At 66.1% G+C, this 22,002-nt stretch carries 21 protein-coding genes and 1 tRNA gene; 11 read left to right on the top strand and 11 right to left on the bottom strand.

Annotated elements, in window-relative coordinates:
* The first annotated feature begins 6 nt into the window (after positions 1 to 6).
* The 3 genes from ACTIFF_RS13545 to ACTIFF_RS13535 all read left to right on the top strand — a co-directional run bounded on the left by ACTIFF_RS13545 (position 7) and on the right by ACTIFF_RS13535 (position 5,089).
* Positions 7 to 894 (top strand): transporter substrate-binding domain-containing protein, encoded by an 888-nt coding sequence (locus ACTIFF_RS13545; protein WP_439537301.1) that lies wholly within the window; start codon positions 7 to 9, stop codon positions 892 to 894.
* 25 nt (positions 895 to 919) lie between these two features.
* Positions 920 to 3,661, top strand: a complete 2,742-nt coding sequence (locus ACTIFF_RS13540; protein ID WP_439537300.1) for a putative bifunctional diguanylate cyclase/phosphodiesterase — start codon at positions 920 to 922, stop codon at positions 3,659 to 3,661.
* 99 nt (positions 3,662 to 3,760) lie between these two features.
* Entirely contained in the window at positions 3,761 to 5,089 is a 1,329-nt protein-coding gene (locus tag ACTIFF_RS13535) for an SLC13 family permease (protein WP_439537299.1), read from the top strand.
* A gap of 45 nt (positions 5,090 to 5,134) precedes the next feature.
* Here ACTIFF_RS13535 and ACTIFF_RS13530 read toward each other — a convergent pair.
* Positions 5,135 to 5,224: transfer RNA gene (locus tag ACTIFF_RS13530), tRNA-Ser, on the bottom strand.
* A 150-nt stretch (positions 5,225 to 5,374) separates the two neighbouring features.
* Here ACTIFF_RS13530 and ACTIFF_RS13525 point away from each other — a divergent pair.
* Positions 5,375 to 6,064: a Bax inhibitor-1/YccA family protein gene (locus ACTIFF_RS13525; protein ID WP_439537298.1), complete on the top strand. Its 690-nt coding sequence runs from the start codon at positions 5,375 to 5,377 to the stop codon at positions 6,062 to 6,064.
* A gap of 70 nt (positions 6,065 to 6,134) precedes the next feature.
* Here the strand turns inward: ACTIFF_RS13525 and rlmD are convergent, their stop codons facing one another.
* A complete protein-coding gene (gene rlmD, locus ACTIFF_RS13520; protein ID WP_439537297.1) occupies positions 6,135 to 7,454 on the bottom strand; it encodes a 23S rRNA (uracil(1939)-C(5))-methyltransferase RlmD in 1,320 nt (439 codons plus the stop codon).
* An 84-nt stretch (positions 7,455 to 7,538) separates the two neighbouring features.
* Between rlmD and ACTIFF_RS13515 the strand changes: the two genes are divergently transcribed.
* The 3 genes from ACTIFF_RS13515 (at position 7,539) to ACTIFF_RS13505 (ending at position 9,578) form a co-directional block, all read left to right on the top strand.
* Positions 7,539 to 8,666, top strand: a complete 1,128-nt coding sequence (locus tag ACTIFF_RS13515; RefSeq protein ID WP_439537296.1) for a JmjC domain-containing protein — start codon at positions 7,539 to 7,541, stop codon at positions 8,664 to 8,666.
* Positions 8,659 to 9,147, top strand: a complete 489-nt coding sequence (locus tag ACTIFF_RS13510) for a hypothetical protein (protein WP_439537295.1) — start codon at positions 8,659 to 8,661, stop codon at positions 9,145 to 9,147. Before ACTIFF_RS13515 ends, ACTIFF_RS13510 begins: the two co-directional genes overlap by 8 nt.
* 125 nt (positions 9,148 to 9,272) lie before the next feature.
* On the top strand, positions 9,273 to 9,578 hold the full coding sequence (locus tag ACTIFF_RS13505) for a hypothetical protein (RefSeq protein WP_257098223.1): 306 nt from the start codon (positions 9,273 to 9,275) through the stop codon (positions 9,576 to 9,578).
* Between the two features lie 146 nt (positions 9,579 to 9,724).
* Here the strand turns inward: ACTIFF_RS13505 and ccmI are convergent, their stop codons facing one another.
* From ccmI to ccmA, 9 genes are all read right to left on the bottom strand, one after another.
* Complete coding sequence (gene ccmI / locus ACTIFF_RS13500) at positions 9,725 to 10,576, bottom strand: c-type cytochrome biogenesis protein CcmI (protein ID WP_439537294.1); 852 nt, start codon at positions 10,574 to 10,576, stop codon at positions 9,725 to 9,727.
* A complete protein-coding gene (locus tag ACTIFF_RS13495; protein ID WP_439537293.1) occupies positions 10,573 to 11,046 on the bottom strand; it encodes a cytochrome c-type biogenesis protein in 474 nt (157 codons plus the stop codon). Before ACTIFF_RS13495 ends, ccmI begins: the two co-directional genes overlap by 4 nt.
* A 1-nt stretch (position 11,047) precedes the next feature.
* On the bottom strand, positions 11,048 to 11,575 hold the full coding sequence (locus tag ACTIFF_RS13490) for a DsbE family thiol:disulfide interchange protein (protein WP_439537292.1): 528 nt from the start codon (positions 11,573 to 11,575) through the stop codon (positions 11,048 to 11,050).
* A complete protein-coding gene (locus ACTIFF_RS13485; protein ID WP_439537291.1) occupies positions 11,572 to 13,587 on the bottom strand; it encodes a heme lyase CcmF/NrfE family subunit in 2,016 nt (671 codons plus the stop codon). The genes ACTIFF_RS13490 and ACTIFF_RS13485 overlap by 4 nt, the downstream gene beginning before the upstream one ends.
* Positions 13,588 to 13,637: 50 nt before the next feature.
* Entirely contained in the window at positions 13,638 to 14,084 is a 447-nt protein-coding gene (gene ccmE / locus ACTIFF_RS13480) for a cytochrome c maturation protein CcmE (RefSeq protein ID WP_306478526.1), read from the bottom strand.
* Positions 14,081 to 14,278: a heme exporter protein CcmD gene (gene ccmD, locus ACTIFF_RS13475; RefSeq protein ID WP_306478527.1), complete on the bottom strand. Its 198-nt coding sequence runs from the start codon at positions 14,276 to 14,278 to the stop codon at positions 14,081 to 14,083. The genes ccmE and ccmD overlap by 4 nt, the downstream gene beginning before the upstream one ends.
* On the bottom strand, positions 14,275 to 15,072 hold the full coding sequence (ccmC, locus tag ACTIFF_RS13470) for a heme ABC transporter permease CcmC (protein ID WP_439537290.1): 798 nt from the start codon (positions 15,070 to 15,072) through the stop codon (positions 14,275 to 14,277). Before ccmC ends, ccmD begins: the two co-directional genes overlap by 4 nt.
* A gap of 173 nt (positions 15,073 to 15,245) precedes the next feature.
* Positions 15,246 to 15,914 (bottom strand): heme exporter protein CcmB, encoded by a 669-nt coding sequence (ccmB, locus tag ACTIFF_RS13465; RefSeq protein ID WP_439537289.1) that lies wholly within the window; start codon positions 15,912 to 15,914, stop codon positions 15,246 to 15,248.
* Positions 15,908 to 16,558: a cytochrome c biogenesis heme-transporting ATPase CcmA gene (gene ccmA / locus ACTIFF_RS13460; protein ID WP_306478530.1), complete on the bottom strand. Its 651-nt coding sequence runs from the start codon at positions 16,556 to 16,558 to the stop codon at positions 15,908 to 15,910. The genes ccmB and ccmA overlap by 7 nt, the downstream gene beginning before the upstream one ends.
* Positions 16,559 to 17,096: 538 nt before the next feature.
* Between ccmA and ACTIFF_RS13455 the strand changes: the two genes are divergently transcribed.
* The 4 genes from ACTIFF_RS13455 to ACTIFF_RS13440 all read left to right on the top strand — a co-directional run bounded on the left by ACTIFF_RS13455 (position 17,097) and on the right by ACTIFF_RS13440 (position 21,895).
* Positions 17,097 to 18,524 carry an ATP-binding protein gene (locus tag ACTIFF_RS13455; RefSeq protein WP_439537288.1) on the top strand — a complete coding sequence of 476 codons (1,428 nt, stop codon included), beginning with the start codon at positions 17,097 to 17,099 and terminating at the stop codon, positions 18,522 to 18,524.
* Positions 18,521 to 19,933, top strand: a complete 1,413-nt coding sequence (locus tag ACTIFF_RS13450; protein WP_439537287.1) for a sigma-54-dependent transcriptional regulator — start codon at positions 18,521 to 18,523, stop codon at positions 19,931 to 19,933. Before ACTIFF_RS13455 ends, ACTIFF_RS13450 begins: the two co-directional genes overlap by 4 nt.
* 139 nt (positions 19,934 to 20,072) lie before the next feature.
* A complete protein-coding gene (locus ACTIFF_RS13445; protein ID WP_439537286.1) occupies positions 20,073 to 21,236 on the top strand; it encodes a PAS domain S-box protein in 1,164 nt (387 codons plus the stop codon).
* Positions 21,233 to 21,895 carry a response regulator gene (locus ACTIFF_RS13440; protein WP_439537285.1) on the top strand — a complete coding sequence of 221 codons (663 nt, stop codon included), beginning with the start codon at positions 21,233 to 21,235 and terminating at the stop codon, positions 21,893 to 21,895. The genes ACTIFF_RS13445 and ACTIFF_RS13440 overlap by 4 nt, the downstream gene beginning before the upstream one ends.
* Positions 21,896 to 22,002: the final 107 nt, after the last annotated feature.

Genomic DNA, 22,002 nt, shown 5'->3' with positions numbered 1-22,002 from the left:
GATGTCATGAGACACAGGCTGGGGCGCTTGTTCGCCGGGTTGTTTCTCGCCGTTTTCGTTACAGGCAGCAGTGCTGCAGATCTGGCGGACATCCGCGCACGGGGCGAGTTGCGCCACCTCGGCGTCCGCTACGCCAACTTCGTCACCGGTGCGGGCGACGGTTTCGACGTCGAACTCGTACAGGGCTTCGCGCGCCACATCGGCGTCCGGTACCGGCTGGTCTACAGCGACTTCTATTCGGTGATCCGCGACCTGCTGGGTCAGGACGTGGTGCGCGAAGGTAATTCGGTACGGCTGGCCGGCCAGCACCCGGTACGCGGCGACATGATTGCCACCGGACTGACGGTACTGCCCTGGCGCGAACAGGTGCTGCTGTTTTCGGCTCCGACCTTCCCCTCGCAGGTCATGCTCATCGCACGTGCGGATTCTCGCATCCGGCCGATCCGGGGCAGCGAGGACCTGCGCCGCGACATCGACGAGACGCGGGCACTGGCCGTGGGACACAGCCTGCTCGTGATGGAACGAACCTGTCTCGATCCGTCCAACTACGACCTCAAGGGCCGCAACATCGAACTGCGCGCCTGGACGCAGAGCACGAACATCAACGAAATGGTGCCAGCACTGCTGAATCGTGACGCGGATCTGTCGCTGCTCGACGTTCCGGACCTGCTGCTGGACATGAAGAAGTGGCCGGGCCAGTTCAAGGTGCTCGGCCCGATCTCGGACGTGCAGGATCTGGCCGCTGCCTTTCCGAAGGATGCCCCGGAGCTGCGCAAGGCTTTCGATGACTATCTGCGCATGGTCCGCGCGGACGGACGCTACGACCGGCTCGTCATCAAGTATTACCCGGGTGTGCAGCGCCACTTCCCGGATTTCTTTGCTCAACCCCATTGAACATTTCGGGATCGTCGCCCAAGTCATGAGCGCCTGGCTGACCTGGCAACGCATGGCGCAACTGGCGACCGCCCTCTTTTCGGTGTCAGTCGGCGCACTGCTGGTGCACTCGCACGACTCCCAGCAGAAACTGAAGTCGTCGGAGGAAGCCCGGCTGCTGGCCGACGCGCGCCAGACGTCCGGCCTGCTGACCGACTTTCTGGCCGAGCAGCGCCACTTCGTGCGCAACCTCGCCGACAGCAACGAAATCGATGTCTTCCTGACCAATCGCGCGCTGGGCATGTCCATGCGGTATGGCCTGGGCGCCAACCTGTACGAAGTCGACAGCAGCCTGCGACGTGCCATCGAGCGCCGACAGGCGCTGGGCAGCCCGGTCTATTCGCGGATCCGGTATGTCGATGAATCCGGCGAGGTACTGGCCGACACCTCGCCCGGCGCACTGGAGCTGCCGCCGGTCAAGACCTCCGGTCCGGATCCGGTGCTCGAAATCGATGCCGCACACCACCGCATCATCGCGTCAGCCGGGGTCGGCTACCGCGGCACGCCCGGTGGCACGGTCACGACAGTGACCGATCTGGCGCTGCTGTCGCGCTATCTGTCCTCACCGATCGATGACGAGGGGCCGCGGCAACTGCTGATCGACGAGCGCGGGCGGCCGCTGACTGCAAGCCTGCCCATGGCGCTGAAAGCGGAGCCGCTCCCTGCGCTGGCGACGCTGCCGGAAGGCCTGCCGACACCGGCCGGCCACTTGCCTGCGGACCTGCCCCTGCCGGTTCAGGCGGGCGATCTGGTACTGCGCACCGCCGTCGGAAACACCGGCCTGTCGCTGGTGACCCTGGTACCGGAATCCAGACTGCACGGGCCGCTCGCCGTCCGCATCTTTCCCTATGTAGCGGTGGCCGGACCGCTGTTGCTGCTGCTCGTGCTGCTGGCGACGCACGGCACACGGCAACGTGCCCGAAAACTGGAGGCGGATGTGCTCGAGTCCAACCGCGACCGCTCCGAGTTGAAGGACAAGAACGACGCGCTGGTTCGCGAAGTCTCGCGCCGGGAGGCGCTGGAGCGGGAACTGCGCGAGAGCGAGGAACGCTATCGCACCTATATAGAACACGCGCCGGAAGGTGTTTTCGTGACCGACGCGGAAGGTCTCTTCATCGACGCGAATCCGTCCGCATGCGCCATGGTCGGCTACACACGTGAAGAACTGCTGACCATGTCGGCGACCGATCTGGCGCCGTCCGGGCTTTCCGGCAAGCATGCTGAACTGCATCGGAGCATCCTCGGCGGCGGCAGCCAGAAGGCCGAAATCAACCTGCACCGCAAGGATGGGCAGGTGCTCGTCGCCGAGCTGCACGCCATCGCACTGCCGGGCGACCGGATGATGGGTTTCTGCGTCGACATCACCGAGCAGAAGCAGGCCGAAGAGCAGATCCTGCAACTTGCCTACTACGACCCGCTCACCGCCCTGCCCAATCGCCGCCTGCTGATGGACCGCCTCCAAAGGGCCATGGCAGTGAGCGGCCGAAGCCAGCAATTCGGCGCACTTTTCATCCTTGATCTCGATCACTTCAAGAACCTCAACGACACGCAGGGGCATGATCTCGGTGATCGATTGCTGATCGAGGTGGCCAAGCGGCTCACGTCAGCCCTGCGTCAGGAAGATACCGTGGCTCGCCTGGGCGGCGATGAATACGTGATGGTCATCGAAGGCCTTGGGCTGGATGCCGCCACCGCGACGAGACAGGCCGAAGCGGTCGCCGACAAGGTGCGCAGCGCACTCGCGCAGCCCTTCATCCTGCAGGCGGACCGGCCGCCTCATCACAGCACCACCAGCATCGGCGTGACACTTTTCCAGGCCCATGAGACGGCCGCGGAACTGCTGCTGAAGCAGGCGGACGTTGCGCTCTACCAGGCCAAGAACGCCGGTCGCAATACGTCGCGCTTCTTCAATCCGGACATGCAGGCCGCCATCGACGCCCGCGCCGCGATGGAAACGGCACTGCGACGTGGCATCGCACAGCACGAACTGACGCTCTACTGCCAGCCGCAGGTGGATGCAAATCAATGCGTGACGGGCGCCGAGGCGCTGCTGCGCTGGCTGCCGCCCGACTCACCGCCGATACCACCGCTGCAGTTCATTCCGCTGGCCGAGGAAACCGGTCTCATCGTCGAGATTGGCGAATGGGTGATCGAGCAGGCCTGCATCTGGCTGAAGAACTGGCAGAGCGATGCCACCATGGCCGCGCTTTGCCTGTCGGTGAACGTGAGTGCCCGGCAGTTCCACCAGCCAAACTTCGTCGATTACGTGCTGGACGCCGTTCGCCGCCACGGCATCGACGCCCGCCGCCTCACGCTGGAACTGACCGAGAGCGTGGTGCTGGACCGTGTCGAAGACGTGATCGAGCGCATGCTGCAGCTTAAGTCGGTCGGCATCCGCTTTTCGATCGACGATTTCGGTACCGGTTACTCGTCGCTGTCCTATCTCAAGCGCCTGCCCGTGGACGAGGTGAAGATCGACCGCACCTTCATCCGCGACATCACGCTCGACCAGAACGATCTGGCCATCGTGCGCGCCATCCTGGCCATGAGCCACTCGCTGGGCCTGTCGGTGATCGCCGAAGGCGTAGAGACCGGTGCCCAGCACGCGCTGCTGATGCAGCACGGTTGCGATGGCTTCCAGGGCTATCTTTTCGGCCGGCCCGAGCCGGTGGATGCGCTGGTCGCCCGCTCGCGCCAGGATGCACTCGGCACCATCACGGCGACTTAGCAAACGCTCGTTGGCGGCGACCTGTGAGTCGTCCATGGGCTGACGCGGATGCGCGCACCGGTATCCTTGTATCCGGTCCGTACTTCCTTCGATCCTGAAATGGCCGCTTCCCTGTTGCGCATGGGCGCCTGCGTGGGGCTCGCTCTCGCCGTGGCCGCCTTTGGCCCGGACAACCCTGCACTGCGCGCCGCGCTGGCGATCTTTGCGCTGGCCGGATCCCTGTGGATGACGCAGGCCCTGCCGCTGACGCTGACCGCGCTGCTGGTGCCGCTGCTGGCGGTGCTGTTTGCCGGTGTGCCGCCATCGAAGGCGCTGGCGTCGTTCGCGCACCCCATCATCTTCCTGTTCCTCGGCGGCTTTGCGCTGGCGGCGGCGCTCGCGCGGCACGGGCTGGATCGCTGGCTCGCCCGCCGGGTGCTCGCCCTGTCGGGCGGAAGCAGGGTGAGGTCGCTGGCCTTGCTGTTTGCGCTGACCGCACTGCTGTCGATGTGGATCAGCAACACCGCCACCGCAGCCATGATGCTGCCGCTGGCACTCGGTCTGCTCGGCCCCGATGCCGATTCGCGCGAACGCACCTTCATGCTGCTGGGCGTGGCCTACAGCGCCAGCATCGGCGGCATCGGTACGCTGGTCGGCAGCCCGCCGAACGCCATCGCCGCCGCCCAGGCCGGCATCGGCTTTGCGGAATGGCTGCGCTTCGGGCTGCCGCTGGTCTTCGTGCTGATGCCGCTGATGGCGGCGACGCTGTGGCTGACGCTGCGTCCGACGCTCGGCGGACGCATCGAACTGCCGGCAGAGGATGCGGACGACGGATGGACCCCCGGTCGCATCGCCACGGCATCGGTCTTTGCATTCGCCGTAGCAGGCTGGGTGTTCGGTGCGCCGCTGGCGCACGCGCTGGGCGTCGAACAGGACATCGACGCCGTGGTCGCACTGGCCGCGATCGCGCTGCTGGTGGCCAGCCGCGCCATCGACTGGCCGGACATCGAATCGCATACGCAGTGGGGCGTGCTGCTGCTGTTCGGCGGCGGCCTGGCGCTGAGCGCCCTGATGGGTTCGAGTGGCGCGAGCCGCTTTCTGGCCGACGCACTGACCGACCTGCTGCGCGGCACACCCGACTGGCTGGTGTTGCTCGGCATCATCGCCTTCGTGGTCATGCTGACCGAACTGGTCAGCAACACCGCCAGCGCCGCGCTGCTGGTTCCGGTGTTCGCCGTGCTGGCCCCCGACTTCGGCCTCGATCCGCGCGCGCTGTCGGCCGCCATTGCAATTTCGGCCTCGTGCGCCTTCATGCTCCCGGTCGCCACACCTCCGAACGCACTGGTATTCGGCACCGGCTACGTGTCGGCGGCCTCGATGATGCGCTGCGGGCTGTTGCTGAACGGGGTGTGCATCGTCGTCATCACGCTTTACGCACGGGTGATGTGAGCACAGCCGGGACGCCACATCTGTGCCGCCAGGGCAATTGACTGTTGGCGGAAGCGGTGAGATTCGAACTCACGGAAGGCTTTCACCTTCGCCGGTTTTCAAGACCGGTGCATTCAACCGCTCTGCCACGCTTCCGCTGCACTGCTCGCGATGAATATCGAGGTGTCCGACGCCGCAACACCACGTTTTCATTCGGGGCCGGATATTAACACGCGTCCAATGCGTTGAAACTTAACGACCTGTGCGATAGTCTTTAGTGTGTTAATCATCCTTCGGGGTCACGCCATGCAACCGCAATTCCAGACCATACAGACTGCCGGCACCGCAAGTGCCGGACAGAACCGCGTACTGCGGAACACCTACATGATGCTGGCCGCGTCGATGGTTCCGACACTGCTCGGCGCCGTAGCGGGCATCCAGATGAACTTCTCGTTCATGGCGGGCAGCCCGTTCATCGCGTTCGCATTGTTCATGGGCGTCGCCTGGGGCTTTATGTGGGCGATCGAGAAGAACAAGAACAGCGGACTGGGCGTCGCCCTGCTGCTCGGCTTCACCTTCTTCATGGGCCTGATGCTGAGCCGCATCCTGCAGGTCGCGCTGGGCTTTTCGAACGGCGGATCGCTGATCGCGATGGCCGCGGGCGGCACGGCGGTCACCTTCTTCACGCTGGCGTCGATCGCCAGCACGACGAAGCGCGACTTCTCGAACATGGGCAGCTTCCTGATGGTCGGCATGATCGTGCTGCTGCTCGCCATTGTCGCCAACATCTTCCTGAAGATGCCGGTGCTGTCGCTGGCGATCTCGGGTGGCATCGTGATGATTTCGGCGGCGTGGATGCTGTACGACGTGCAGCGCATCGTGCGCGGCGGCGAAACCAACTACGTGTCGGCGTCGCTGTCGGTGTATCTGAACCTGTACAACATGTTCGTCAGCCTGCTGCATCTGCTGATGGCCCTGACCGGTCAGCGCGACTGAACCCGGCAGTGCGGAATGAAAAAGGCGGCTCAGGCCGCCTTTTTCATGTCTGCCATCGCAGGCGACCGGGTCAGCGCTCGATCAGCGCGATCGACTCGACGTGCGAGGTCTGCGGAAACATGTTGGCGATGCCCGCGCCGCGGAAGCGATAACCTTTTTCGTTGATCAGCACCGCAACGTCGCGCGCCAGCGTAGCCGGGCTGCACGACACGTAAACGATGCGCTGCAGCGCCCCTGCGGCATCTGCCCGGGGCAGCGCCTTGACGAGATCGAAGGCACCTTCTCGCGGCGGATCGATCAGCATCTTGTCGAAGTGGCCGAGCTCAGCGAGGCTCTCGGGGGTCGCCTTGAACAGGTTGGCGACGCGAAAACTCGCGCGCGACGCCAGACCGTTCGCTTCGGCGTTGCGCGCGGCGCGCTGCACCAGCGCTTCGGCGCCCTCGATACCGACCACGTCGGCGCCGAGCGCCGCAATCGGCAGCGAAAAGTTGCCCAGGCCGCAGAACATGTCGGCGATGCGCTCGCCCCGCTGCGGCGCCAGCATCGACATCGAGCGGCGCAGCAGCGAACGGTTCATGCCGTGATTCACCTGCGTGAATTCGGACGGCGCGAACGCAAGGCGCACGCCAAAATCAGGCAGTTCGTACGCCAGCTCGGGCATCGGCAACGGCCAGAACGGCGCCAGCGTGTCCGGGCCACCCGGCTGCACATAGATGGACACCCGCTGCGTGTCGGCAAACGCACGCAGCGCAGTTTCGTCCTGCGCCGACAACGGCGCGAGCACACGAAACACCAGCACCGTCATCTGCTGCCGGCCTTCGCCGCCGATCGCCACCTCGACCTGCGGCACTCGATCGCAGATCGAAAGGCTGTTTATCAGCGCGCGTAGCGGCATCAGTAGCGCGGACGTGTGTGGCGGCAGCACCTCGCACGACGACATGTTGGTCACATGGCTCGACTTGCGTTCGCGAAAGCCCACCAGCACGCCACCCTTGCGCGACACGTGACGCACCGACAGGCGTGCACGGTAACGGTAACCCCAGCCTGGGCCGATCAGAGGCGTGAACACCGTCTCCGGCTTCACGCGGCCGATATGCCACAGCGCGTCTTCCAGCACGCGCTGCTTGACCGACGCCTGCGCGACCACGTCGAGGTGCTGCATGCTGCAGCCGCCGCAGGTGCCGAAGTAACGGCAGCGCGGCTGCACGCGCTGCGGGCTGTGCTTGAGGATGCGGCTGATCTGCGCCAGCTCGTACGACGGCTTGCGGACATAGGGCGAAAAATCGATCAGCTCGCCGGTCAGCGCGCCATCCACGAAAATCACCTTGCCTTCGAAGTGCGTGACGCCGCGACCTTCGTGGTCCATCGATTCGATACGGACGACCGGCATCGTTCAACCTTGCATGATTCTGGGGGGAGGCGGATTTTACCCGCTGCGCGCGCGCTTTCCGGCGCATCGGAGATAATCCGCACCATGGACAAGACATTGCTCGGCGGGCTGAGCCCGCGCACCTTCCTGCGTGATCACTGGCAGAAGAAGCCGCTGCTGGTGCGCGGCGCCATCCCCGGTTTCGACGGCCTGCTGAACCGCGACGCGCTGTTCGATCTGGCGCGCGACGAGGACGTCGAATCGCGCTTCATCGCCCATGGCACCACCGGCTGGCAATTCGAACGCGGCCCGCTGCCCGGGCGCCTGCTCAAACGGCCGAAGGCGCAGCCCTGGACGGTGCTGGTGCAGGGCCTGAATCTGGTGCTGCCGCAAGCCGATGCCCTGATGCGCCGCTTCGCCTTCATCCCTTACGCGCGGCTCGACGACGTCATGGTGAGCTATGCCACCGATGGCGGCGGCGTCGGGCCGCACTTCGATTCCTACGACGTGTTCCTGCTGCAGGGCAGTGGCCGGCGCCGCTGGCAGATCAGCGCGCAGAAGGACCTGACACTGGTCGAGGGGGCGCCGCTGCGCATCCTGCGCGACTTCGTGCCCGAGCAGGAATGGCTGCTCGAACCCGGCGATCTGCTCTACCTGCCGCCGCACTACGCGCACAACGGCGTGGCGGAAGGCGAGTGCACCACCTATTCGATCGGCTTCCGCGCCCCGTCGGCGCAGGAACTGGGCACCGCCTTCCTCGATCACCTGCGCGACCGGCTGTGCCTCGACGGCATGTACGCCGACCCGGATCTCGCGTTGCAGGATGACCCCGCCCGACTGCCGCCGGCGATGATCGATCGCGTTGCCGATATGCTCGGCGCCATCCGCTGGACGCGCAGTGACGTCGAACAGTTCCTCGGCAGCTATCTGTCGGAACCGAAGCAGCACGTGTTCTTCGATCCGCCGGACGACATGCTGAGTCCGAAACGCTTCGCACAGAGGGTGGCGAAGCACGGCGTGCGGCTCGACACCCGCACGCAGCTGCTGCGCAGCGGTCGCCATGTCTGGATCAACGGTGAAGCAATCGATGTACCGCCCGGCAGCGCCGATGCGCTCACTGCGCTGGCGCGCGAACGACGGCTGCCCTCCGTGTCCGACCACGCCGACACACTGGCACTGCTGCACGACTGGTATCGCGACGGCTTCCTTTATCCGGGTGCGCAGGGTGACTGACACAGCCGAGCCGCTGCGCTTCGCAGACCGCGCGGGCTATCAGGCCGCGGTGGCGCAGTGGCTCGACCAGATCCGGGTCGGTCTCGACATTTTCGACGTCGATCTGGTGGACACCGCGCTGGCAAGCTCACCACGCGTGGCACAGCTGTCGGACGCCCTGGCGCGCGACCCGGCGATGACCATGCGCATCGTGCTGCACGACGCCAATGCGCTGCAGCACCGCATGCCGCGACTGTGGAATTTGTGCACCGCGCAATCTCATCGGATACAGATACGGCAGACCCCGCGCAACCTGCGCCACCTGACTGAAACCTTCATGCTGAGCGCAGGCGGTTGCCTGTTGATTCGTACGCACAGCAAGCATTTCCGCGGCAAGCTGCTGATCGACGATGCGCTGGAAAACGCCGGCTACAAGCAGCGCTTCGGCGAACTGTGGGATGCCTGTTCATGTTGCATCAGCACAACAAAGTTCGGCCTGTAAGGTCATGTTTCCCGCGCGCTACCTTGATACATGACGCCCGTGCTACTATTTTGGGCTGATCGATGCTGTATGTTCGATCTTGTGAGACAGAATTTTTGTTGTCGCCCTCAGCCAAGGAAATCAAAATGAAACAGTCCCTCCTCGCCGCCGCCCTGCTCGCCCTGACCCTCGCCGCTTGCTCGAAGCCGGAAGAAGCACCGGCTCCGGTTGCCGAACCCGCTCCGGCTGCTGCCCCTGCTGACGCTGCTGCTGCCCCGGCCGCCGCCGCCGCTGATGCTGCCGCCACCACGGCCACCGATGCTGCCGCTACCGCGACCGACGCTGCTGCCACCGCAACCGACGCCGCTGGCGAAGCTGCCAAGGCTGCCGGCGAAGCCGTTGATGCTGCTGCCGATGCTGCCAAGGCTGCTGCTGAAGAAATGAAGAAGTAATTCTTCGCTTCGAAATGAAAAAAGCCGGCGCGATGCCGGCTTTTTTTCGTCTGTCTTTTTGTCTGTCGGTTTCAAAACTCGCAGCGATTCACGGTCCGGCCTGATCCTCGCGGATCGGCACGTAGTGACAGTTCCGTCCTGAAAGCTCAGTTCGCAGGCGTCTCCGCCGCATCCTGCAGGCTTTCGGTCAGCGGCTGGATCAACGGCGACTCGGGCGGCAGCAACTTCAGCAGTCGCTCCCAATGCTTGCGTGCGCCGGCCTTGTCGCCGCGCTGCATCGCGGCACTGCCGGCGAGCGCCAACGCCTTCGGATGGTCCGGATCGATGGCCAGCGCCTTCGCCAGCATAGCTTCCGGCTCGCCGGACAACTGTCGGCCCTTGCTCATCGCGAGCACATCGGCGTAGTCGGTCCATACCTGGGCGTCGCCGCTGACGATCTTCACCAGATTCGCATACGCCGCGCTCGCCTCGTCGAAGCGCTGCATGGCGCTGTACGAGCGCGCCAGCATCTGCCAGCCGTCGGCGTTGTCCGGCTCGCTCTTCATGCGCTCGGCGAGTTGATCCACCATCGCCCGGATGCGCTCCGGCGTAATTTCCTCCTGCCCCATGGCCTGCTGTTCGCTCGGGCTGCTGCGCGGTGCATCCACCGCGTCGGGCTTGCCGAGGGCCAGATAGACCGGCACGGCCAGCGCAGGCACGGCGATGGCCGACACGATGGCCACCCAGCGGCCGGAACTGCGTACCGACGTCGGTGCGGCACCCGCTTCGTCGAGCACCCGACGCTCCAGTTCCGCGCAGGAAATGCGGTACTGCGCATCGTCGATCAGGCCGGCCGCCAGATCGCGGTCGAGTTCGGCCAGGGCATCGCGGTGAATGGCCAGCGTGAGCGCACGCTGGGCTTCGGGGACTGCGCCGGAGCGCCCGCGCAACAACGGGGCAAGCACGAATGCGAGCGCCAGGGCGAGCATCAGCCCGGCGCCTATCATGAACTGCGTCAAACCTGTTTCTCCTCGCCAGCGAGCAGCGCGCGCGCGCGCTGCTGCTCATCGGCACTCAATGTATTGGCGGCAGCCGCCTGAACCGTGCGACGGCGCAGGCGACGGGCAAGCAGCAGCACGACCACCAGAAGCAGCACGAACGGCCCGGCCCAGAGCAGCACCGTCGTGGCTTTCAGCGGCGGGCGGTACAGCACGAAATCGCCGTAGCGCTCGACCATGTAGTCGAGAATTTCGCGGTCGCTGCGTCCGGCGGCGATCTGCTCGCGCACCTGTTTCTTCAGGTCCATCGCCAGATCGGCGTGCGAATCGGCGATGTTCTGGTTCTGGCAGACGAGGCAGCGCAATTCTTCGCCGAGATGCTGCACGCGCGCCTCGACCGCCGGGTCGTCGGCCAGCGTCGGCGCCTGATCGGCGTGCGCAGGCAGCAGCGCGCAGATCGACAGCGCGATCGGCAGGAACAGATGGCGCATGTCAGGAGGCCTCGAGTTGCCGGATGCGCGGCAGGATGTCGTCGCGCAGCAGCGCGGGCGTCAGCGGGCCGGTATGCTTGTGGCGGATCACGCCCTGGCGGTCGATGATGAAGGTTTCCGGCGTGCCATAGACGCCAAAGTCGATCGCAATGCGGCCGTCGCGGTCATGCGCCGACAGCAGGTAGGGATCGCCGTAGTCGGCCAGCCACTTCAGGCCGGCGTCGCGTTCGTCCTTGTAGTGCAGGCCGACCATCGTGACCGTGCCGGTCTTCGCGAGCTCGACCAGCAGCGGGTGCTCCTGCCGGCACGACACGCACCACGAGGCCCACACGTTCATCAGCCACACCTTGCCCTTCATGTCGGCCGGCGAGAAGCTCTTGTCCGGCGCCCCCAGCTGGGCGACGCTGAACGCCGGCACTGCGCGGCCGATCAGCGGGCTCGGCACCTCGCGCGGATTCAGGAACAGGCCTGCAAACAGGAAGCCGGCCAGCACGACGAACAGGCCGAGCGGCCACAGATAGCGACTCATGCGTGCTGTTCCTGCGCCGGCCCGTGTTTCACAGCGGGTGCCGGCGCTTCGGCCGGCTGCTTGCCATCCCGTTGCGCGAGCTTGCGGTAGCGACGGTCAGCCGCTGCGAGCGTACCGCCGAGGGCCATGATGAGCGCGCCGACCCAGATCCAGTTGATGAAGGGCTTGTAGAAGATGCGCACGATCCATGCGCTGCCGTCCGGCAGCGGCTCGCCCATCGACACATAGATGTCGCGCGTGATGCCCGAGTCGATCGCCGCTTCCGTCATCGGCATCTGCGACACGCGGTACATGCGCTTCTCCGGGTACATCATCGCGACCGACCGGCCGTCCCGCGTCATTTCGATGCGACCCCGAGCCGCGTCGTAATTCGGCCCCTCATGCGCGAAAGCGCCGTCGAAGCGGAAGGTGTAGCCGGCGAGCGTCGCCGTCTGTCCCGGCGCCATCTTGAGGTCGATATTCTGTTCGAAGCCCTTGACCAGCGTAATGCCGACGATGGTGACCGCGATGCCCAGATGGGCGAACCACATGCCCCACCAGCCGCCGGGCAGCGCCCTCGCGCGGGCGAACCAGTTGCCGTCACCGGTGCGGCCGCGCAGCCGCTCGACCAGGTGCTGCACGCTGGTGGCGACGATCCACACGACGATGAAGGTCCCCAGACCGAGCATCGGTGAAAACCCGCCGGACACGACCATCATGACGACCGTGCTGACCACGCTGACCGCGAATGCCCAGCGCAGGCGGGTCACCAGGCTTGGTGCGCCGTCCTTCTTCCAGCGTACGAAGGGCCCGATCGCCATCAGGAAGGCAACCGGCGTCATCAGCGGCACAAACACCGCGTCGAAATACGGCGCGCCGACCGAAATCTTGCCCATGCCCAGCGCATCGAGAAACAGCGGGTACAGCGTGCCCAGCAGCACCGCCGACGTGGCCACCGCCAGCAGCACATTGTTGCCGAGCAGCGCGGTTTCACGCGAAATGAGCGCGAAGCCGCCGCCCAGGCCGACCGACGGCGCACGGATCGCGAACAGCAGCAGCGACGTACCGATGACGAACACCAGCAACGCGAGGATGAACACGCCGCGTTCCGGGTCGGTGGCGAAGGCATGCACCGAGGTCAGCACGCCCGAGCGCACGAGGAAGGTGCCGAGCAGCGACAGCGAAAAGGCCGAGATCGCCAGCAGCACTGTCCAGCTCTTGAAGGCGCCGCGCTTTTCGGTCACCGCCAGCGAGTGGATGAGCGCCGTACCGACCAGCCAGGGCATGAAGGACGCGTTTTCGACCGGGTCCCAGAACCACCAGCCGCCCCAGCCGAGTTCGTAATACGCCCAGTAGCTGCCGAGCGCGATGCCCAGCGTCAGGAACACCCAGGCCACGGTGGTCCATGGCCTCGACCAGCGCGCCCAGGCCGCGTCCAGGCGACCGCCGATCAGCGCCGCGATCGCGAAGGCGAAGGCGACCGAGAAGCCGACGTAGCCCATGTAGAGCATCGGCGGGTGGAAGATCATGCCCGGATCCTGCAGCAGCGGATTCAGGTCTCGGCCATCGACCGCCGCCGGCAACAGGCGGTCGAACGGGTTCGAACTGGCCAGCATGAAGGCGAGAAAGCCGACCGTGATCAGGCCGAGCACAGCGAGCACGCGCGCCACCATGTCAGGCGGCAGGCGGCGCGAGAACACGCTGACCGCCAGCGCCCACCCCGCCAGCATGAACACCCACAGCAGCAGCGAGCCTTCGTGGCTGCCCCACGAGGCGGCGATGCGGTATTCCAGCGGCAGTGTGGAATTCGAGTTGGTCGCGACGTTCAGCACCGAAAAGTCATTCAGGATGAACGACTGGATCTGGCACACGAAGGCGAAGGCAACGAATACGAATACACCCTGGGTCAGCGGGCGCGCTGCCGCCATCAGCCGTGCGTCGCCGCGCTGCGCGCCGACCAGCGGCAGGATGCCCAGCAGCAGCGACAGCGCCAGCGCGATGGACAGCGAAAAATTACCTAATTCGGGATACATGCGTGCTCAACCCCTGAAACCGGCCCGCCAGGGCGCGCCGGTGTTGGACTTCACTGGACGACCGTGCCCTGCGCCTTCTTCGCCTGTTCGAGCGCGTGTGCCGCTTCCGGCGGCATGTAATTCTCGTCGTGCTTGGCCAGCACTTCGCTGGCAGCGAACACGCCGCCATCGTTCAGCTTGCCCTGTGCGACCACGCCCTTGCCCTCCTTGAACAGGTCGGGCAATGCGCCGGTGTAGGTCACCGGAATTTTGTTCACCGTGTCGGTCACCAGGAATTTCACCGACGTGCCATCCGCACCGCGCTCAAGACTGCCTTCCTCGACCATGCCGCCGATGCGGAAGGTTCGGCCCTGCGGCGCTTCGCGCGCCGCCACCTGGGTGGGCGTGAAGAAGAACACCATATTGTCCTCGAACGCGGTCAGCACGAGCGTGGCTGCACCGGCCAGCGCGATCACGCCGACCGCGATCAGGGCGAAGCGTTTCTGCCGTGGTTTCATGCGCGCCCCCGCCGATCGGCATCGATGCGTTCGATCGCCACGTCGCGCGCCGCGCCCGCGCGCGCCGCTCGCATGCGCCGCGCAACCAGCACCAGTTCGGCAGCGACCAGCAGCGCGGTCACCGCGTACGAGCCCCACACGAAAAATCCGTAACCGCCCATTGCCCAGAAATGGCTGGCGCTTTCCCAGTTCATGCCTTGGTGTCTCCTGCCTGTGCTGCGTTGCCGAGCTGACGCACCCAGTCGGTGTGCCGCTCGCGTTCGATCATGATGGCGCGCACGCGCACCAGCGCGACGCCTATCGTGTAAGCCCACGCCGCCAGCGCCATCAGCAGCATGCCGGTGAGCATGGTGCTGGCCATCGACGGTGACTGCGTCAGGCTTACAGACGCCCCCTGATGCAGGGTGTTCCACCACTTCACCGAAAAATAGATGATCGGCACGTTGATCGCACCGACGATGGCGATCAGCGCACCTGCGCGATCGGCCCGGCGCGGGTCGTCGATGGCCGCCTGCAGCGCCATGTAGCCGCAGTACAGGAAGAACAGGATGAGTTCGGACGTGAGTCGCGCGTCCCACACCCAGTAGGTGCCCCAGGTCGGCTTGCCCCACAGCGCACCGGTCCACAGCGCGATGAAGGCCCACATCGCACCGGTCGGCGCCAGCGCGCTCGACATCATGAAGGACAGCCGGGTGTTGAAGATGAGCCCGACGGCGCACCAGAAAGCCATCACCAGATAGACCACCATGGACATCCAGGCTGCCGGCACGTGGATGAAGATGATGCGGTAGCTGTCGCCCTGGGTGGCGTCGGTCGGTGCGATGAAGAAGCCGGTGTAGAGGCCGGCAATCGTCAGCACGACGGCGATGATCCAGGTCGGCCACAGCAGCTTGCCGGCAAGCGGGAAGAAGGTGTGCGGACTGGCGTAGTAAAACAGGCTGAAGCCGGACGACGGTGCGCGCGTTGCAGTAAGCGGTGAGTCAGACATCAGCGGTTTCGGGTTGATCCGGGTTCAGGTTGCCCGGTGGTGTCACCGGGGTGTTGCGGGGAGTGGCGGTCGCACGACGAAGGCCCGGTCATCCTTGAAAATGACCGCCTGCCACATCAGCGGCCGACAGTTTAACCGACTCGATGCTTTGGCCCGAATGCTGCAAAAACAGTTCAATCCTGAGCGATCCGCAGCGCGGTCGCACTGGCCAGCGGGCACACCGCCAGCGCCACCAGCAGCACCGCCGACAGCAGCGCCAGATGGGACTGTATGCCCAGCCCGGCCCGCCAGGCGTCGAGGGCGCCGGCGCCGAAGATCAGCACCGGCACGTACAGCGGCAGCACCAGCAGCGCGATCAGCGCACCACCGCCGCGCAGTCCCAGCGTCAGCGACGCACCGACTGCGCCGAGCAGAGACAGCGACGGCGTGCCGACCAGCAGCGTGGCGCACACGATCAGGGTTTCGTCGACTGACAGGTTGAACTGCAGGCCGATCAGCGGCGCAATCACCACCAGCGGCAGGCCGGTCAGCAGCCAGTAGGCGCACACCTTGCCCAGTACGATGACCGGCAGGGGCTCGACCGACAGCAGCATCTGTTCCAGCGTGCCGTCGGCTTCGTCCGATTCGAACAGCCGGCTGACCGACAGCAGCGTCGCCAGCAGCGCGGCGACCCACATGACACCGGCCGCGATATGACTCAACTGCTCCGGCTCAGGCCCGACGCCGAGCGGAAACAGGCTGGTCACCAGCAGGAAGAAGCCGAGCGCGGTCAGCACGTCGGAGCGCCGCCGCCAGGCCAGCAGCAGGTCGCGGCGCACCACCGACACGAACAGGCTCAGCATGCGTAGTCGTCCAGATTGAGTGTCTGACGGCGCTCGGCTTCGATGTCCACCGGCTGATGCGTGGTGTAGATCAGCGCGCCGCCGCGCCGCAGATGCGCCGCCATGGCCGCCGCGAGCACCGCGACGGCGCGCACGTCGAGCGCGGTGAAAGGTTCGTCGAGTATCCACAGCGCACTGCGTGTATCGGCCAGCAGGCGCGCCAGCGCCACGCGGCGGCGCTGGCCCTGCGACAGGCTGCGCGCCGGCACATCGAGACGCGCGGCCAGACCGATGTCGACCAGCGCTTCGAGCAGCACCGTGTCGGCGATGCGCTCGCCGGCGATGGCCGCACTCGCGTGCAGGTTCTCGAGTGGCGTGAAATCGTCCTTCACGCCGTTGCGGTGACCCAGATACAGCATGCCGCCACGCCAGTCGTCGCGCACCGACCGGGCCGGCTGGCCACGCCAGCGCACCTCCCCCGATTCCGGTTCGGACAGGCCGCACAGGATGCGCAGCAGGCTGGTCTTGCCGCTGCCGTTGGCACCGGCGACATGCAGCAGTTCACCCTCGCCGACCGTCAGGTCGAGTCCGGCGAACAGCCGCGCGCGACCGCGCACGCAGGTCAGGGCACGGGTTTCGAGCAGCGGGGCGGACGGTTCGGGCATCGATGTTTCGGACAGCGGGAACGGAGGCGTGACGACGGGTGGGCGGCCGCGAATTATCCGTTAAACCGGTGCGCGAAGGTCTGGTGATGTGAGCCGGCCGGATTGCCGGCATCACGTCGCGGCGTGCAGAGCGACAAGGGATGTCCGCGAGAACACGGAAAGGACAGCGAAGAACAAAGAAAAACGGCTCGCGAAGGAGTCGCGAGCCGCACAAAAGAACCGGTTCAGTCCGCTGGCAAACCGGCCTCCCCATTGCCCCCCTGCCACCGGCCACCGTCCGAGGAGCCGTCGGGCGGTGGCCACAGAGCTGGCATGGAAGTTCTAGCAGGGGATGTGCCAGTTCAAACCTAGATTTCAAGTCATTGATTTCATTATGTTCGCCCATCCAGCCCCGGAGTACGCATTCAGCGGACGTTGCACAATGCAGCGACCCGGGCTATTCATGGCTGCCCGATCGACGAAAACCCGCATGAAACCGACCGATGCGCCGTTCGCATTACCGTTGAAATCCGCAACGCAACGTTTCAACATGCAATTGATGAAATTGTTGCCCCGATCGCTGCACGGCAAGATCCTGCTCGGCTACATCGTACTCGGCGGCCTGTTCGTGCTGCTCGTGTTCGCCGCACTTGAACAGGTGCGCGACCTGCTTTCGCATGTCGACGACGAGTACAAGGTCACGCGCATGCACGACGTGGTGCGCGAGGCGCGCCGACTGGAGAAGAACTACCTGCTGTTCCGCAAGCCATCCGAACTGAAGGCGGCCGTCAGCAAGGCGGAAGAGGCGCTGGCGATGATCGGGCGCGACCGCCCGCTGATGCAGCGTGCCGCACCCGGTTTTGCGCTCGACGAACTGGAGCAGTCGCTGTCCGACTGGCGCGACCTGCTGGACGACCGCTTGCAGCGCCGCATCAAGCCGACCGACCCGATCTCGCCGCTGGAAGAGCGCATGGAGGCGGTCGGCAAACAGGTGTTCGACAGCAGCGAGCGCCTGTCCGACCAGGCGCGCGAAGCGATGCGCAGTGCGCTGACCGGTCAGGAATCGCGGCTGTACGTGATCATGTTCGCCGCCATCGTGCTGGTGCTGGGCATCGGGCAACTGGTGACACGGCGCGTCGTGGTGCCGCTGCGCGAGGTCGAAAGCGATCTGGCGCGCGTCGGTACCGGCAATCTGGCCCGCCTCACGCCACGCGATCACGACGACGAGATCGCGGCGCTGGTCGATGCCTTCAACCGCGCACTCGGCGACCTCGAAGAACGCCAGCTGGCCGTGCTGCGCACCGCGCGCCTGGCGTCGCTGGGCACCATGCTGTCCGGCGTGGCACACGAACTGAACAACCCGCTGTCCAATATTTCGCTCAACGCGCAGCTGCTGCTCGAAGAACCCGAGCACGGCGACGCCACCCCGCTCAATGCCTTCGTCGAACAGATCGATGATCAGGTGCAGCGTGCCCAGCGCATCGTGCGCACGCTGCTCGCCTTCGCGCGCGACAGCCACTTCGCACTGGTACGCCAGCCACTGCGGCCACTGGTCGAGGAAACCATCGCGCTGCTGCGCGCCGAACAGCCGGACGCCGGCGATGCGGTCACGCTGCACATCGACCCGGCGCTGGAAATCCACGCCGACGGCCAGCGCATCCAGCAGGCGCTGCTCAACCTGATCCGCAACGCGCTTGAAGCCTGTGACGAAACCGCGACCACGCCGCACATCGTGGTCAGCGGCACGCAGCGTGACGGCGGCACGGCGATCGACGTGTGCGACAACGGCCCCGGCATCGCGCCGGGAAATCTGCAGCGCGTGTTCGACCCGTTCTTCACGACCAAACCGGTCGGCAAGGGCTCCGGACTCGGGCTGTTCGTGGTGCATGAAATCGCGGCCGAACACGGCGGCCGGGTCAGCATCGCGCGCGAACCGGACGGCGGCGCCTGCGTCACGGTCTGGATACCGGCGGAGGAAGCATCATGAGTGGAGCACGCGTACTGCTGGTCGATGACGAGGCGGTCGCCCGCGAGGGACTGGCCACTGCACTGCGGCGCGACGGCTTCGACGTCATGACGGCCGACAACGGCGACAGCGCGCTGGCGCTGCTGCGCACGCGCGACTTCGAGGTGATGCTGACCGACGTGCGCATGCCCGGCATGGACGGCCTCGATCTGCTGCGCCGCGCGCGCGAGGCCTGGCCCGACATGGAGGTGCTGGTGGTGACCGGCTTCGCGACCACCGAATCGGCGGTCGAGGCGATGCGCACCGGTGCCTTCTATTACATTTCCAAGCCGTTCCGGCTGGGCGAGGTGCGCAAGCTGGTGCGCGAGGCGGCCGACAAGGCGCAGTTGCGCGCCGAAAACCACCGCCTGCGCCAGCTGGTCGAGCAGGCTGCCGAAGAACGCATCATCACGCGCGACGGCGGCATGCGCGCCATTCTCGACATCGCGCGCGGCGTCGCGCCGACCGACTGCAATGTGCTCATCGTCGGCGAAACCGGCACCGGCAAGGAGTTGCTGGCGCGCCACCTGCACGCGCACAGCCGGCGCGCCGGCGGACCGTTCGTCGCGGTCAATTGCGGCGCACTGACCGAAGAGCTGCTTGCCAACGAACTGTTCGGTCACGAAAAGGGCGCCTACACGGGTGCCCAGCACGCGCGCGGCGGCCTGGTCGAGGCGGCACAGTGCGGCACGCTGTTTCTCGACGAAGTGACGGAAATGTCGGCGGCGATGCAGGTCAAGCTGCTGCGCCTGCTGCAGGAGCGCGAATACATGCGGGTCGGCGGCACCGAACCGGTACGCGCCGACGTGCGCTTTCTCGCGGCCACCAATCGCGAGCCGCGCAGCGCGGTCGATGCCGGCACGTTCCGGCAGGACATCTATTTCCGGCTCAATGTGGTCACGCTGCAGTTGCCGCCGCTGCGCGCCCGGCGCGAGGACATCCCGCTGCTGGCGCAGCAGTTCCTGCGCCGCGCCGCCCTGGCGATGGGCAAGCCGGTGACCGCCATCGCCCCGTCGGCGATGCAGAAGCTGTGCGCCTACGACTACCCCGGCAATGTGCGCGAGCTTGAAAACCTGATCGAGCGCGGCGTGGCACTGGCCAGCGGCAGCATGCTGGGCGAGGCGGACCTGCCGTCCGGATTTGCCGCGTCGGCGGTTCATCGCGACGCGAGCAGCCGCGCGGGCGGTGAAATCCGCACGCTGGAAAGTGTCGAGCGCTCGCACATCCTCGACGTGCTGGCCGAAGTCGGCGGCAACCGCGCCATGGCGGCACGCCTGCTCGGCATCGACCGCGTGTCGTTATGGCGCAAGTTGCGCCGCTATGAAGAACTGGGGCTGATCGAAGCCGGCGACACCGACGGCGCACTGCGGGTGCGCGACGCGCCTGCCTGAATGCACCAGGCCAGTGCGCGCACCGTCTGCGTGCATCGGCCGATCGCAGGCAAACCCGCGCCGGTGCATGGAACACGGCCGGAGCACCGTTTGGCACGCTTGATGCAGGGCTGCCGCATCGCTTCATCGGGCGCGCGCCGTGTTCGCCAACCTCCACCACCTGTCGCATCACGCTGCCTGGCGGCATCAGCTCGAAATGCTGCTGGAGTCGGCCGGCGAAGGCATCTACGGCATCGACCAGCGCGGCCGCTGCATCTTCATCAATCGTGCCGGCGCCGAACTGATCGGCTTCGACGCCGACGAAGTGCTCGGCCGCAACATGCACTACCTGATCCATCACGCGCATTCCGACGGCCGCTGTTATGAGGTCGAAGACTGCCCGATCTTCCGTGCCTTCCAGGAAGGGCGGGGCGTGCGGGTCGAATCCGAAGTGCTGTGGCGGCGCGACGGCAGCGCCTTTCCGGCCGAGTACACCTCCTACCCGATCCGCGACGCCGGCCAGATCGTCGGCGCCGTGGTCACCTTCGCCGACATCAGCGAGCGCAAGCAGGCGGAGGCGGTGCTGCGCGCCAACCATGCCGAACTGGAACGGCGCGTGTCGGAACGCACCGCCGCGCTGTCGCAGGCCAACGCCCGGCTGCAGCAGTCGCACGGCGCGCTGCAGCGGCTGTCGGCGCACCTGCAGCAGGTGCGCGAGGACGAGCGCGCCCACATCGCACGCGAAATCCACGACGAACTGGGCGCGTCGCTGACCGCGCTGCAGTTCGACCTGAACTGGCTGCGCGCCAAGGTGGCGCGTGACGACACGATAGAGCGCAAGTTCGACGACATGGTCGGCGTGACCCAGCAGGCGCTGGGCGCGGTGCGGCGCATCCTGACCGACCTGCGACCCGGTGTGCTCGACCACCTCGGTCTGTGGGCGGCGATCGAATGGCAGTTGCAGGAAATGCAGGCGCGCAGCGACGTGCGCTGCACACTGAACGTGCGCGACACCGGGCCGGAACGCCGGCTCGGGCGCAGCGCCGAAGTGGCGGTGTATCGCATCGTGCAGGAGGTGCTGACCAATATCGCGCGCCATGCTGGCGCCACCGAAGTGCAGGTGGACGTGACCGGAGCGGCCAGCCACATCGAACTGCGCATCCGCGACAACGGCCGCGGCATGCAGGTGCCGGCGCAACCCACCTCGTTCGGCCTGCTCGGCATGTACGAACGCACGCGCGTGCTGGGGGGCGAATTGCAGATCGACAGCGCACCGGGCGCCGGCACGACGATCACGTTGCGCGTACCGGATTCGACCCGATGAATTCCTTCACGGACGCCAGCCGCCCCACGCGCGTCGCCATCGTCGATGACCACCTGATGCTGCGCCGGGGCATCGCGCAGATCCTCGGCGAAAACCCGGCCATCGCAGTCGTCGGCGAAGCGGCGGGCGGCCCGGACCTGATGCGTCTGTTGCGTACCGACGGCGCTGATGTGGTACTGCTCGACATCGCGCTGAATGACCGCGACGGCTTCGACGTGCTGAGGCAGCTGCGCAGCGAATTCCCGCAGGTCGCGGTGCTGATGCTGTCCACCTATCCCGAATCGCAGTTCGGCGTACGCGCACTCAAGAGTGGCGCTGCCGGATATCTGAACAAGGGCTGTTCGACCGAACAGCTGTTCGAAGCGATCGCCCGCGTCGCGCGCGGCGGCCTGTTCGTGACACCCGAACTGGCCGAGCGGCTGGCTTTCGGCGTGCGCAGCGACACCCCCGCCAGCCCGCTCGACAGCCTGTCCAACCGCGAAATGCAGGTGCTCAAGCTGCTCGCCGGCGGCCACAGCGTGGGCGACATCGCACGCGAACTGTCGCTGTCGGCCAACACCATCAGCACCTATCGGGCGCGATTGTTCGAAAAACTCGACATCAAGAACCCGGTCGAACTGGTGAGCTTCGCGGCCAGGCATCAACTGGTGACACTGTAATCTTTCGCGCCTGACCGGCAGGCAAAGGAAGCTTGCCGAGGCGCTGTGGGACGGGTGCCGTGCGAGCGGTGCTGTGGGAGCGGTGCTGTGGGAGCGGTGCTGTGGGA

The sequence above is a fragment of the Methyloversatilis sp. genome (genome assembly GCF_051861465.1).
Classification (GTDB): domain Bacteria; phylum Pseudomonadota; class Gammaproteobacteria; order Burkholderiales; family Rhodocyclaceae; genus Methyloversatilis.
Note: the sequence above shows the minus strand (reverse complement) of the source record. Positions and strands in the feature narration are given on the sequence as shown.